We start from the raw sequence: 14352 nt of genomic DNA on the forward strand, positions 1-14352 counted from the left end.
TTCGACTAAGTTATGTATGTATATCCTGTTTTTAACAATTAAGAGAACTTTAAGGTTTTCATAACGAGAGAGAAAGCTTGGAGTGCTAGACTGTATGAAAATGGATGAGGAGCTGGATATCTTGAAGAAAATTTTGTGGTGGGTATCGACTGCAGCTTGTCTGCTTTTGATTTCAAGACATGTTGGATTGTCATTTGTAAACGAATATTACTGGTGGGTTGCCTCCGTCTTTATCGCAGCACTCCTGGGACAGTTCCTTTTCTCGGCTGCTGAAAAAAGAAAAACGCCTGCCAAATAATTTTTCTTAACAAACACCCGGTAATGCATTATGGTAATGAGAGAAAGAAAGGGGGACATGCGTTGTTTCAGAACTGCAAAATATTATTGGTGGACGATGAAGAAGCAATACTAAAGCTCGTCCGGACCGTTATGCAAAAAGAAGGATTTTCACATATAGATGAATGCCTGTCAGGCGCAGCTGCCCTTCAGGCCGTTGAAACAAAGGAATATGATTTGATTGTACTTGATATCATGCTGCCTGATATCAGCGGATTTGATTTATGCCCGCTCATCAAACAGAAAACGAACACGCCGATTGTGTTCCTCAGCGCAAAGAGCAGTGACCTTGATAAACTTTCCGGCTTTGCCTACGGCGCAGATGATTACATTACAAAACCGTTCAATCCTCTTGAGGTTGCAGCCCGCGCTAAAGCTCTTTTAAAACGTACAATGCCGCAGACCGCAAAGAAAACAGCTATTGAGGAAATCTATGAATATGACCGCTTCACAGTCAATGTGTCATCGGCAGAACTGTTCGTAGACCAAAAGCCTGTTGACTGTTCCGCCCAGCTTTTTCAGCTGCTGATTTTTTTCTGCAAGCACCCCAACCGGGTTTTTACAAAGCATCAGCTCTATGAAAATGTCTGGAACGAGCATTATATGGTCGATGACAATACCGTCATGGTGCATATTCGCAAGCTCCGTGAGAAAATCGAAAAAAATCCAAGCCAGCCCTCCTACATAAAAACAATCCGGGGACTTGGCTATAAATTTGTTGATGATGGGCGAAGACAATGAATTTAAAAGGAAAGCTGACCCGTTTTTTTATTTTTCATATGATTGTATGGTTTCTTATGTTTATGACCCTTGTCGGAATTTCATTGGCGGTTTTGATCACGCAGGATTTTAAAAACATGCTTGAAAAAGATGTAAAACGGATGGACCCCCTGTACATCGGGGATATCTTTGAAACATCAGAAAATGACATTGCTCTTGACGACTCTGCCAAAAACGCCATTAAAAACCAGAACGGCTGGCTGCAGGTCATCAATGAAAAAGGCAAGGTTGTTTACTCGTATTTAACACCCGAGAACGTGCCGGCATCCTATTCTTTGAAGAACTTCTTTGATGACATTGACAAAGCATTTCATTATGACCAGACCTACTGGGTACTTAACCAGGAGAAAGAATCGTACATTGTTCTTTACGGCAAACACTCCGCAAATGCACACCTGATGACAAAGCTTGTGGAAGGCGGCATCCCTGCAGATGGAAAACCTGATCTCGCAGAAGAAGTGCGCACCCTGTTTTCAAGCAAAAAAGCATGGCTCGCCGTCTATGATTCACAGTCCAATCTGATTTATTCCTATAATGACAAAGGCAAGAAGCTTCCTCGCTATTTTGAAGTGATGGCCAATAAAAAAGAACCGTGGAACCACAAGACGTCCTATTCAACCTATGCCGATCCTTCAACCGGATTCAAATACATTATCGGTTCGCCGAATAAAGAATATTTCCCGGATGAGCAGTACGACAATTCTCTTATGACTTCACTTCTGAAGTGGATGGTTGTCTTTATTCTTATTACGGCTGTTTTGTTTTTCCTGATTTCCTTCTGGTATTCAAATAAACTGGGCAAACCGCTCCTTCATATCATTCTCTGGCTTGAAAACCTGGCGACCGGCAAATACGCCGAGCCTCTGACCAAACAGGGCATCCGGGCAAGCTCCAAGCAAAACGGAAAGCTTAGGAAATCATTTAAAATCTATCATGACATTATTTACTCACTGAACGTCCTGACCTCTAATCTCATACAGAAAGACAAAGACAGAGCGATGATGGATGAAAAGAGAGAAGACTGGATTACCGGCCTTTCCCATGATTTAAAAACACCGCTGAGCTCGCTCTACGGATATGCGTATATGCTGGAATCACAGCAATATGACTGGTCAAAAGAGGAAGTCCGGGAGTTTGCTGGCATTATGAAAGACAAAGCAAGCTACATGACATCCCTGATTGAAGATTTTAATCTGACGTACAGACTGAAAAACAATGCCCTGCCTCTTGAAATCAAAGAACAGGAAATGAATGAGACGATCAGAAGATCCATCGTGCATTTCCTGAACGATCCGATGTATCAGGACCGCGAGATCGATTACCGTTCCTCAGAAGAAGAGATTTTTTACCCGATCGACAAACGGTGGTTTCACCGCATTATTGAAAACCTTGCCGCCAATGCCTTTAAACATAATCCTCCCTCAACAGAAGTGGAAATCTCCCTGAAAAAAGGAGACGATTCCTTCTCCATCTTGATAAAAGATACAGGAGTCGGGATGGATGAGGCCACCCGGAACAATTTGTTTGACCGCTATTTCAGGGGAACCAACACAGAAGAATCCACCAAAGGCACAGGCCTCGGCCTTGCCATTGCCAAACAGCTCGTCCACGCACACAACGGCACAATCAGCGTTTGGAGCGAAACTGGCAAAGGGACTGTGATTCATCTTGAATTTCCGCTGTCTCCTGATAAGAAAAAAGAGGAGCAGGACTGGTAATATGCTGGCACGCTGTTTTTTAAACGGCGTGTTTTTTTGAATGAAAATTTACTTCTCCTGTCCTTTTGCTGTAAGCTGAAAACAGGAACTCATTAAGGAGGAAACCGTATGGCAGAGACAGTGAATAAGAAATTGTCGCAAGAAGAAGAAAGTACGCTGCTTGACGTTCTTACTGAACGTTTTGAGAAAAACATGAACAGGCATCCCGGTCTGGAGTGGACAGCCGTTCAGACAAAGCTGACTGCAAACCCTGAAAAAATGTGGTCGCTGCATGAAATGGAACGAACAGGCGGAGAGCCCGATGTGATTGGGTTTGATGATGGTGAGTTCCACTTCTGTGACTGCTCAGCTGAAAGTCCAACAGGCCGAAGAAGTCTGTGTTATGACCGCAAAGCCCTTGATGCACGCAAAAAGAACAAACCAGAAAACAGCATCATGGATCTTGCAGCTGCCATGGGTATAGAAGTATTGAACGAAGAGCAGTACCGCAGCCTGCAGGAACTTGGTCCTTTCGACAGAAAAACATCAAGCTGGATCCAGACACCGGCTGCTATTCGCGATCTCGGCGGCGCCTTATTCTGCGATTACCGCTACGGTCATGTTTTCGTGTACCACAACGGGGCAGACTCCTACTATGCTGCGAGAGGATTTCGCGGCTTGCTGAAGGTTTGAGATGATAGAATACATGATCAAGGCCATCTTGCGTGAAGATGGTCTTTTTTTGCGTTTGGATTTTTAAAATGGTGAGGTTCGTTTACGAGTTTTGGAATAGTTTTTGGAGTGGAATGCGGGGAGTAAGTGTTCTATTCCGGGCTTTAGAGCATTTTTCAATGTGGAGTGTGGGGAGTAAATGTTCTTATCCGAGGTTTGCAACACTTTCCGGTGTGAAGTGGTGGGAGTAAGTGTTCTTATCCGAGCTTTGGAGCATTTTTCGGTGTGGAGTGGTGGGAGTAAATGTTCTTATCCGAGCTTTGGAACACTTTCCGGTGTGGAGAGGTGAGAGTAAGTGTTCTATCCCGAGCTTTGGAGCACTTTCCGGTGTGAAGTGGTGGGAGTAAATGTTCTTATCCGAGCTTTGGAGCATTTTTCAATGTGGAGTGTGGGGAGTAAATGTTCTTATCCGAGCTTTGGAGCATTTTTCAATGTGGAGTGTGGGGAGTAAATGTTCTTTTCTTATCCTTCCAAATCGTTTTACGGTTTTAAAGGGTACGATTCAAATTTTTGCTTACCCTCCCAGATCGTTTTATGGTTCCGCAGGGTACGATTCAACCACTTGCTTACCCTCTCAGATCGTTTTACAGTTTCGCAGGGTACGATTCAACCACTTGCTTACCCTCCCAAATCGTTTTACGGTTTCGCAGGGTACGATTCATGCCCTTGCTTACCCTCCCAGATTGTTTTACAGTTTCGCTGGGTACGATTCATGCCCTTGCTTACCCTTCCAAATCGTTTTACAGTTTTGCAGGGTACGATTCAACCACTTGCTTACCCTCCCAGATCGTTTTACGGTTTTGCAGGGTACGATTGCTCTTTATAATTATTATTCCCCGCGCATTTCCCACAAAAAAGAGCACAAATCCTCTGCGATTTGCACTCCAATTTTTCTATATGAATCTAACAGTCTATTGATATAAAAGAGCCGTAATTTCAGTCAAATCGGCATCCTCTGCAATGGACTGGGCGGATTCGTCTTCACTCGTGACATAAAAAGGATCGGCTCCGGCACCAATCAGAAGCTCAACCATGTCTGCATCTTCCTGGTATACTGCCGTGGTCAGCGGTGTTTGTCCGTAGCCGTCTTCCTGATTGATGTCTGCACCTTTTTCAATAAGCAGGTTGGCCAGATCAAGATTTCCAAGTGAGATGATATCCACAGTGGCAATGTCTCCTTCATCTGACATCAGGTCCGGATCTGCTCCGTTTTCAAGAAGCAGGGCAATCATTTCATCATAGCTTTCGGCTTCTTCTTCAAACTCAAGGTCATAGGTTGCATAAACGGCATACATGAGGGCTGTCATGCCGGACTCATCCTGAACATTGACGTCCTCTCCCTGCTCAATCAGTTCCCGAGCCTGGTCATAGTCATTTTCAGAAGCAGCTGCCATCAGCTCGGTTGTCCCCTCGCTGTCAAGAACGAAGTCGCTGAAAAGACTCGTTGTGGAAAGAAAACTGAATAGCATTGCCCCGCCGGCTCCAAGAATGAGGACAAGAGCAAAAGCACCAGCAATACCTGCTTTAAAAAGAGCGGTCGTTTTAAACGATACAGCAGGATTCGTTCCGCCAAATACCTGATTAAGACGGAATATTCTCTTTGGCAGAACAGGATGCGTTGAGATTTTTTCGCTGAACCAGACGAAGAAATGTTTCTCCCTGCTGCTGTCTTCCAGATAGGCTTCTTCATTCACATGTTTGTATAGCTCAGGTCCTGCGGCAAGAATCGTGAGTGCGCGCTTTGAAGCTTCCAAATCCTCTGTACATGCATGTGCCATCGCATCACAAGTATATTCGCAGGCTCTTGAGTATGCACTTCCGAGAAACGGAATCCAATTTCCAAATAACACAAGGAAATTTTTCATCACATGATTTCTTTTAACATGGGCAAGCTCATGCGCAATGACAAAATCAAGCTCCTTTTGTGCACCATTCACATGCAAATCGGCTATTCCAGAGTAGAGAGTCACCATGTTTTTACCGAAGAAACGGGTGGCAAATGCATTCAGCATACCATCTGACTGAACAATAAAAACATCCGGCAGCTTTTTCACCTGCATGACCTCAGCGATTTCCTTCACCCTTGCATGGATTTCGGGAAACTGCTTTTCTGTCACCTTTACACCGTTCCCTCGAATGATGCCTGTATTGATCCAGTGGGCAATCAGAGGAATAAGGATAAAAGGAAGCAGAATCAGGAGTCCTACACCTGTGAAAATAAACAATAAGTACATTGGGATTGTAACTAAAAGCAGCAATATAAAATAAATTTCTTCTTTTCTATGAACGTAGACTGACATGTCTTCCTCCGTTATCTATGTGTTATGGACTATCCTATTTTACCTAGATTTCAAGAATTTGGGAAGATGTTTTTGGAGCCAGTCCAAAATAAAAAGCACTTCTCCAATTAGAAGAAATGCTTTGGCGACTATATGCCTGTCCCTATGGAATCAAAACCGTATCAATGACATGAATAACTCCGTTAGAAGCCTCAATATCCGGTTTTACAACAGTGGAATTGTTCACCTTAACAGGATCGAGAGTAATTGTCACTTCTTTTCCTGAAAGTGTTTTTGCTTTCATTCCGTCTTTCAGATCACTTGAAAGAACCTTTCCGGAGAGAACGTGGTATAGAAGAATATCTTTTAAATCTTCTCTGTTCAATAACTCCTCCGCTGTAATATTCAAGTCCTTCAGAAGCTTTTCGAATGCCTGATCTGTAGGAGCAAATACTGTGTATGGTCCTGCTTCCTTCAGGGTGCTGACCAAACCCGCTTTTTCCAGTGCTGCCGCCAGTATTTTAAAATCTCCTGCTGCTGCCGCTGTATCGACAATGTCTTTCTTGTCTTCCCCGCCTTTTTCAGCTGCAAACGCACCTGTCGAAAACGAAAGGACCATCGTGAGAATCATCAAGATCCCAAACCACTTCTTTTTCATAACCATTCCTCCTTTTAAATAAATACATCTGCCAGCTTACGTCTGTAAGTGCCGCCATGAGTATTATTTTTCACAGTGAGGAATTTATACAAAAATTGGGACAAAAAAAGAAGACGGGTTTCGTCCTCTTTTTTATGCATACATCTGCTCTTCTTCTTTTCTGAAGAATCCTTTCATCGCGTGAAACACATCGGCTTTTTGCTTGAGGATATAGTGGCGGAAACGTTCATCAGAGATATTTTTATAAGCGGACATGAGAGTAGAGTGGCGGTTGTACTGATTGACTTCCCCGTAGCCGAACATATTGGAAACCTTCATCAGGTCACCCACAAGCTTTACGCAGCGGGCGTTGTCGGAAGTCAGATTATCACCGTCTGAAAAGTGGAAAGGGTAAATATTATAGCGGCTTGGCTGGTACTTCTCTTCAATGATCTCAAGTGCTTTCCGGTAGGCAGATGAACAAATGGTCCCTCCGCTTTCCCCTTTAGAAAAGAAATCATCCTCTGAAACAACCTTCGCCTCTGTATGATGGGCGATGAATTCAATGTCCACCTTCTCATACTTCGAGCGGAGAAATCTTGTCATCCAGAAGAAAAAGCTCCTGGCCATATACTTCTCCCAGATTCCCATCGAGCCGCTTGTATCCATCATCGCGATGACAACGGCACGGGATTCGGGCTTTGATACTTCATTCCACGTTTTAAACTTCAGATCCTCCGGGTAAATCGGATGAAACTTCGGTGCGCCGGACATCGCATTCCGTTTATACGCAGAAAGCATGGTTCGTTTCTTATCGATATTCCCCATCAGCCCTGTTCTTCGAATATCATTGAACTCGATATTTTCCACAATAATCTGGTCCATTTCTTTTCTCTTCAAATTAGGCAGCGCAAGTTCGCTGAAAAGAGCCTCTTCAAGCTCCAGCATGCTGACCTCTGCTTCGTAGTAATCTTCGCCCGCCTGGTCTCCTGCTCCCTGGCCTTTGCCCGGACCGTTCGCGTTTTGCGGGGAACCGTCGCGTGCAACAACATCCCCGACCTTGCTTTCCCCGTCCCCCTGGCCGACATGTTTGTTTTTATCATAATTGTATCTGATTTTATATTCATCCAGTGACCTGATCGGAATTTTCACAACATCTTTCCCGTTTGACATCACGATATTTTCTTCTGTAATCAAGTCAGGCAAATTGCTCTTAATCGCTTCCTGAACCTTCTCTTGGTGACGTTTCTGATCATCATGGCCTTTGCGGTGGAGGGACCAATCTTCATTCGAAATGACAAAGTTGCGCCCATTTCCTATACTCATCTTCTACTCTCCCCCTCCAAAAATTATTTTGGAATGATTCTTCACCAAACTGCACCTATATACATACAATAGCTTTGGGTCGATTTCCGGTGTTGTTTAGATTACTCTATCCTATGCTGAAAAAAGAGATAATTGACAAATAATTTAGAAAATTAGGCTTGACCCTGTTAAAAATAGACAAGTCTCATGATGCATAATTATTTACATACACCTTGTCACTATTCAGAACGATCGTCTGCTTCAGGGATTCCGTCTGTATCTTCCTGCATATTTTTGTAAACTGATCGGAATGAGCGAGATAAAAGACAGAAAAAAACTCTCTGGCACAAATGTGTCAGAGAGTTCTATTTGTCTTCTTTGTGCTGAACCGGATCAGGCCTTTTGCCTTCCTTCTCAAGTTCTTTATTTGTTTTCATATGTTCCATAATTTTGGAGTGCTCAACCAGATCCTTCATGTCGCGCACCATTGTGCCGTTTTCTGTTTCCGTCTCAGTCTTCTTTGTCATGAAAACCACCTCCGATGCTTCTAGTTTTCCCGTCAGAGGAAAAGTTGAAACATATTGGCTGCATCCTCTTTTCTCTTTTTAAAGATGAAAAGCCGGACTCCCATGCCCGGCTTTTCCCGTTATCGGTTTAAGAGACTTCCTACATACCGCAGCAGATCATTTGCAGACGTAGAATTGTAGCCATGCTCATCAATCAGTCTCTTAACAACTTCATTGATTTTCTTCAGCTGCTGCTCATCCGGCGTTTTCGAAGATGTTGTAATCTTGACTACATCCTTCAGATCGGCAAACAGCTTTTTCTGGATCGCTTCACGTAGGCGTTCATGTGAATTGTAATCAAATCGTTTTCCTTTACGGGCATAAGCTGAAATCCGGATAAGAATCTCTTCACGGAACGCCTTTTTCGCATTTTCGGAAATGCCGATCTGCTCTTCAATTGAGCGCATGAGCTTGTCGTCCGGATTCATCTCCTCGCCAGTCAGCGGATCGCGGATTTTATTTTTGTTGCAGTAAGCTTCCACGTTGTCGAGGTAGTTATCCATCAATGTTTTGGCAGACTCTTCGTACGAGTAGACGAACGCTTTTTGCACTTCTTTTTTCGCAAGATCATCATACTCTTTTCTCGCAACAGAGATGAAGTTCAAGTACCGCTCTCGGTCTTCATTTGAAATCGATGCGTGCTGATCCAGCCCCTCTTTCAGCGATCTGAGGACATCCAGCGCATTAATCGACGGAATTTCTTTTCGGATAATAGTAGAGGAAATCCGGTTGATGACATACCGCGGATCGATTCCGCTCATCCCTTCATCCACATGCTCCTTCTGCAGCTCTTCCACATCGACTGTGTTGTAGCCTTCCACATTCTCACCGTCATACAGGCGCATTTTCTTCACAAGATCGATATCGCCGCGCTTTGGATCTTTCAATCTTGTTAATATGGTAAACATCGCAGCAACCCGCATCGTATGCGGTGCAATATGAACATTTGAAACATCACTTTCCATAATCATTTTTTCATAGATTCTCTCTTCTTCAGAGACCCTCAGGTTATATGGCACTGGCATGACGATAATCCGTGAATGCAGCGCCTCATTCTTCTTGTTTGAAATAAACGAACGGTACTCCGTTTCATTCGTGTGCGCCACAATCAGCTCATCAGCGGAAATGAGGGCAAATCTTCCCGCTTTAAAATTGCCTTCCTGTGTCAGAGAAAGCAGATGCCAGAGGAATTTCTCGTCACACTTCAGCATCTCCTGGAATTCCATCATTCCGCGGTTGGCTTTGTTCAGCTCCCCGTCAAATCGGTACGCGCGCGGATCAGACTCTGACCCGAATTCCGCAATCGTCGAAAAGTCAATGCTTCCTGTTAAATCAGCAATGTCCTGGGATTTTGGATCAGATGGGCTGAACGTTCCAATTCCCGTCCGTTTGTCTTCAGAGAAAAAGATCCGCTCAATTATCACATCTTCAATCCGTCCGCCGTACTCCTGCTCAAGCCTCATCAGGTTCAAAGGCGAAAGATTCCCTTCGATCCGGATGCCGTATTCGTCAAAGAAGTCTTCTCTCAGATGATGGGGAATTAAATGCAGAGGATCCTCGTGCATCGGGCAGCCTTTAATGGCATAAACAGCACCGCGGTCAGTAAGGGAATACGATTCAAGACCTCTCTTCAGCATCGTCACAAGCGTGGACTTACCGCCGCTGACCGGCCCCATCAGCAGCAGGATCCGCTTGCGGACATCCAGCCGTTTGGCAGCAGGATGGAAGTACTCCTCCACAAGGCGTTCAAGAGAATCTTCAAGCCCAAACAGTTTATGATCAAAGAACTTATAGCGCTTTGACCCGTTTTCTTCCTCTATACCGGCATCTTTGATCATATTGTAAACTCGTGAATGAGCCGATTGTGCAACCCATGGTTTCTCTTTCAGCATCTCTAAATACTCAACGAAGGTTCCTTCCCACTTCAGTCGCTGTTCATCTTCTCTGTACTTTTCAATTTTTTTTAAGATATCCATAAGGACCTCCTCCATCATTGGTGATACTTGAGCGCGATTAATACACTTTATGCGAGGATGTCCCTTAACATTCTATAATTTATTTCGAAAAGCGGAAGCGCCTTGCTCAGCTCCGAAGGTCAGAGAAGGATTTAGGTATTTTTCATCTGACTGCCAGGCCTGCCCAGTCGGCTCCGCTTTTCGTAAAGATATTTCACAAAATCCCCCCATTTTTATTCACATGCCTATAGGGATAAGCTATAATGAAACTATCTATGTAAGGGTCATCATTTACATAAAAGGGAGGAATTGCCGCGATGAAAACAGCATTAGTGCTAGGGGTATGCATTACATTTTTAGTTTCGATATTTACTGCAGGGTACAATGATAAGCCAGGCGTGAAAAAATAATATAAAAAAAACGACCACTCAGGTCGTTTTTTTTAGTAAGCCAGGATAATTCTGCTGTCTCAATGCCTCGTAGATCAATATCGCAGCGGTGTTGGATAAGTTAAGGGAGCGCACGTTGCCGGTCATTGGCAGGCGCAGGCATTTTTCCATGTTGGCTGCAATGAGATCCTTCGGCAGGCCGGTTGTTTCTTTTCCGAACACAAAGAACGTGTCTTTTTCCACGCTGCTGTAGTCGAAGGTTGTATGGGGCTGTTCGCCGAATTTCGAGATAAAGTAGAAATCCCCTTCAGGATAGGCTTCAAATAGTTCGTCGAGAGAATCGTGATACACGACGGTGACGAATTCCCAGTAATCAAGTCCTGCACGCTTCAGCATTTTGTCGTCTGTTGAAAATCCAAGCGGACGGATCAAATGCAGAACGGTGTTGGTTGCCGCGCAGGTGCGTGCGATGTTTCCTGTGTTAGCCGGGATCTCCGGCTGGTAGAGTACGACATGTAAAGCCACTTATTTTCACCTCATCTAAATCTGTTGCCTTTATTATACCACTTCATTATTGTTTCTTTGAGCCTGCATCATCTTCTATATGATAAAATCTGTACGCGATGTTTGGCGTGTAGGCAGTGGAATCTTCATAATCCCAGTAGCGCATTCTGCTGTTGTAAGTATTGGCGTTGACCAGAGGCATGTTTGATTTATCTTTTGCCACGACAATCGTTGTATGGTCAAATCTGCCATCGCCCTGAAAGTCATAGCAAATCACATCGCCGGGCATGAGAGCTTCAGGTTTGTAGACTCTTGATGCGCGCAGCCCTGTTTTCGAATGTCCGAGATGCATCGTAAGGGAATGGGCAACGGTCCAGCTGTAGCTCCAGTTGCTGTTTTGCATCCACCACCCGGCTGAGCGCCCGGGATAGCCGCGCATCGGTGCTCCTCCTGCCCGCAGACATTGAGAGACATAGTTCGTGCAGTTCACATCAAAGTTTTTATACTTCGGATTGTGCGTGTTCCACCATCTCTCTGCATACTGAACCGCAGCGAGCCTGTCATACCGGAACGGAACCCGCTCATCTGACTCGTCTTCCCTGTTTTCATCTGTCTCATCTTCGCGGTTCACTTCAATCTTATCATCGCTGACAATCATGCCATTTTGAAAAATGGCTATCCGGTCTTCGGTTTTTTCTTCCATATAGAACGATTTCCGGTCGTTATGAAAATATTTAAAGTGGCACTTGTACGTCACGTGCATTTCTTCGGCTGTGACGTTCTCAACCTGAAGCACCTGCACATCCGCTCTGCCTTTAAGAAGCTCCACTTCCCGGTCTTTTAGAATCTGCTTTTTTCTAAGCAGCGTTTCACTGTCTTCGATAAGATGAAGATCCCTTGCACTTCTATTGTTGACCAGCATCTCCAATTTGCTCTTTACTGCAGCCGCAAGTTCCTTTTTCATATACGCCTCACCGCCATAAGTGTCATTAGTAAGACTCTATGAAAACCGGGAGGGAAGTATGAACTCTACTGCTGAAGAAGCGCTAGCCCTTTTTCCATTTCCGCTCGCGCCTCTTCGTCCTGTTCTTGCTGAAGAGCTTTCTCCAGATCAGGAAGACTGGTTTTTTCACCGATCACGCCAAGCGCCCAAGCTGCCGTTCCCCGGATCACAGGGCGGGGATCTTTTTGCATCAAGGACGTTAATTCAGGAACAGCCGTTGAATCTTTAAAATGAGCAAGAGCAATGATCGCATTGCGCTGGATCGGTTTTTTCCCGCGCCAGGAGCCTGACACATGACCGAACTTCTCTTTAAACTCGCGGTTGCTCATCGTAAGGAGCGGTTTCAGCTTCGGCTTTGCAATTTCCGGGTCCGGCTCCATTTCGGCGTGCAGATGAAAATCCTTGCCTTTATTCTCCGGACAGACTGTCTGGCACGTATCACAGCCGTACAGTCGGTTTCCAAGCTTTTTGCGGTATCTTTCTTCAAGAAACCCTTTTGTCTGCGTTAAAAAAGCAATGCACTTGGATGAATCAAGCTGGCCGCCCTGAACAAGGGCACCTGTCGGGCATGCATCCACACAAATTGTGCAGCTGCCGCACCGGTCCTCCATCGGTGTATCAGGAGGGATGGCAATATTCGTGATGATTTCTCCAAGGTAGACATACGAACCGAATTCGGGTGTAATAATGGCGCAGTTTTTGCCGCTCCACCCGATTCCCGCTCTCTCGGCGGCCGCACGATCAGACAATTCGCCGGTATCAACCATGGACTTGAGCTCTGCATCCGGCAGCTTCTCAAGGATATAGGCTTCAAGCTTCCTCAGCCTGTCTCTCAGCACATCATGATAATCCTGTCCCCATGATGCCCGGCAGAAAATGCCCCGTCGGTCTTCCTTCGTACTTCTCGGGGCGTCCTTCAGCTTTGAAGGATACGCAAGGGCAATCGATATAATCGATTTTGCTCCGGGCACAAGCAAATCGGGGTTCGTTCTTTTTTCAATATCCGGCTCCTCAAAGCCTGACATATAGCCCTTTTGCTCGTGCACAATAAGACGCTGCTTCAGTTCTTCAAAAACGGTTGGCCTGCGCAAATCCGATTTTATCGATGCCGATGCTTTTGCTGTATGCAATTAAATCTTGTTTCAATTCGGCTGCATTCATGGTCTATCCCTCCTTTCCGTTCGATTGGTCACTTCTTCTATGGTAAAATAATGTCATTAAAATGTGGAGGATAAAATGATGGAAACTTCAATCAGTCCCGAAATCACCCGGGAGGTACCCGGTTTTAAAATCGGCGTGATCTCCTATAAAAACATTGAAGTATCAGAATCGCCGCAAATGCTGAAAGGCAGAATGCGTCTGTTCCAGGAATCAATCTTCTTTGAAATGGAAGATAAAAAAGTCCAGGACCTCGAACCGATTAAAGAGTGGCGGGCCATTTTCAAAAAACTCGGCACAGATCCGGGGCGCTACCGTCCTTCAAGCGAGGCGCTGTACCGGAGAATCCAAAAGCAGCAGTATCTCGAACCGTTTCATTCCGCCGTTGACCTCAATAACTTCTTTTCGCTGCAGCATCAGATTCCGTTTGGCATTTACGATGCAGATGAACTGTCAGGTCCCGTTGAAATCAGGGTTGGGGCAGCAGATGATTCCTATCTTGCCATCAACGGACGGGAAGTAAATATGGCCGGCAAACTTGTATCTGCGGATGAAAACGGACCGTTTGGCAGCCCGTTTGTTGACTCCAGGCGGACGGCAGTCACAGAAAGCACGCGCAATGCCCTGCATCTGATCTATTTAAGGCCAGGCATGGACGTGGAGCAGGCACTCGAGATGTTATCATCTTTAACGAAAATGTTCACGCAAATTCACGGCGGCACAGGAGATTATAAAGTGATACAGTAAATCCCTCTTTTCAGGAGGGATTTTTTTGAACATGAAAAAACGCAATGCTCCGTTTTTCTGACAAACGAAACACTGCGTTGTATATGTATGGAGCGGGTGATGGGAATCGAACCCACGACATCAGCTTGGAAGGCTGAGGTTTTACCATTAAACTACACCCGCAAGAAGAAGCGATAAAAATATCTTAACAAATTCTTAACGATTCTTCAACACAAAATGAATAATTTTGTCGAAAATTGGTGTCAGTCCCGCACCGCGTTAAAG

General features: G+C 44.9%; 12 protein-coding genes, 1 tRNA gene and 1 pseudogene. 5 read left to right on the top strand and 9 right to left on the bottom strand.

What is annotated here, in order from left to right; translation table 11 throughout:
• Positions 1-121: 121 nt before the first annotated feature.
• The 4 genes from RKD52_RS18370 (at position 122) to RKD52_RS18385 (ending at position 3506) form a co-directional block, all read left to right on the top strand.
• Positions 122-298, top strand: a complete 177-nt coding sequence (locus RKD52_RS18370; RefSeq protein ID WP_454100854.1) for a hypothetical protein — start codon at positions 122-124, stop codon at positions 296-298.
• Positions 299-321: 23 nt separating this feature from the next.
• Complete coding sequence (locus tag RKD52_RS18375) at positions 322-1077, top strand: response regulator transcription factor (RefSeq protein ID WP_369736164.1); 756 nt, start codon at positions 322-324, stop codon at positions 1075-1077.
• On the top strand, positions 1074-2834 hold the full coding sequence (locus RKD52_RS18380; RefSeq protein WP_454100855.1) for a sensor histidine kinase: 1761 nt from the start codon (positions 1074-1076) through the stop codon (positions 2832-2834). The genes RKD52_RS18375 and RKD52_RS18380 overlap by 4 nt, the downstream gene beginning before the upstream one ends.
• Positions 2835-2942: 108 nt before the next feature.
• Complete coding sequence (locus RKD52_RS18385; protein WP_454100856.1) at positions 2943-3506, top strand: DUF4256 domain-containing protein; 564 nt, start codon at positions 2943-2945, stop codon at positions 3504-3506.
• A gap of 950 nt (positions 3507-4456) precedes the next feature.
• Here RKD52_RS18385 and RKD52_RS18390 read toward each other — a convergent pair.
• From RKD52_RS18390 to queG, 8 genes and pseudogenes are all read right to left on the bottom strand, one after another.
• Entirely contained in the window at positions 4457-5845 is a 1389-nt protein-coding gene (locus tag RKD52_RS18390; RefSeq protein ID WP_454100857.1) for a M48 family metallopeptidase, read from the bottom strand.
• Between the two features lie 142 nt (positions 5846-5987).
• Positions 5988-6482 carry a fasciclin domain-containing protein gene (locus RKD52_RS18395; RefSeq protein ID WP_454100858.1) on the bottom strand — a complete coding sequence of 165 codons (495 nt, stop codon included), beginning with the start codon at positions 6480-6482 and terminating at the stop codon, positions 5988-5990.
• A gap of 132 nt (positions 6483-6614) precedes the next feature.
• Positions 6615-7787 (bottom strand): sporulation protein YhbH, encoded by a 1173-nt coding sequence (gene yhbH, locus RKD52_RS18400; protein WP_454100859.1) that lies wholly within the window; start codon positions 7785-7787, stop codon positions 6615-6617.
• Positions 7788-8131: 344 nt separating this feature from the next.
• Positions 8132-8293, bottom strand: coding sequence for a hypothetical protein (locus tag RKD52_RS18405; RefSeq protein ID WP_158001677.1), 162 nt, complete (start codon positions 8291-8293; stop codon positions 8132-8134).
• 119 nt (positions 8294-8412) lie between these two features.
• Positions 8413-10308 carry a PrkA family serine protein kinase gene (locus RKD52_RS18410; protein ID WP_454100860.1) on the bottom strand — a complete coding sequence of 632 codons (1896 nt, stop codon included), beginning with the start codon at positions 10306-10308 and terminating at the stop codon, positions 8413-8415.
• A 407-nt stretch (positions 10309-10715) separates the two neighbouring features.
• Positions 10716-11201: a tRNA (uridine(34)/cytosine(34)/5-carboxymethylaminomethyluridine(34)-2'-O)-methyltransferase TrmL gene (gene trmL, locus RKD52_RS18415; protein WP_029567193.1), complete on the bottom strand. Its 486-nt coding sequence runs from the start codon at positions 11199-11201 to the stop codon at positions 10716-10718.
• Positions 11202-11247: 46 nt separating this feature from the next.
• Complete coding sequence (locus RKD52_RS18420; RefSeq protein WP_454100861.1) at positions 11248-12144, bottom strand: amidase domain-containing protein; 897 nt, start codon at positions 12142-12144, stop codon at positions 11248-11250.
• Between the two features lie 65 nt (positions 12145-12209).
• A pseudogene (gene queG, locus RKD52_RS18425) lies at positions 12210-13344 on the bottom strand (tRNA epoxyqueuosine(34) reductase QueG).
• A 78-nt stretch (positions 13345-13422) separates the two neighbouring features.
• On the opposite strand from queG, the gene RKD52_RS18430 reads away from it, so the two are divergent.
• Positions 13423-14088, top strand: a complete 666-nt coding sequence (locus RKD52_RS18430; RefSeq protein WP_454101265.1) for a B3/B4 domain-containing protein — start codon at positions 13423-13425, stop codon at positions 14086-14088.
• An 88-nt stretch (positions 14089-14176) separates the two neighbouring features.
• On the opposite strand, the gene RKD52_RS18435 is transcribed toward RKD52_RS18430, so the two are convergent.
• Positions 14177-14250, bottom strand: a tRNA-Gly gene (locus RKD52_RS18435).
• Positions 14251-14352 lie beyond the last annotated feature (102 nt).

The sequence above is a fragment of the Metabacillus sp. SLBN-84 genome (assembly GCF_053629595.1).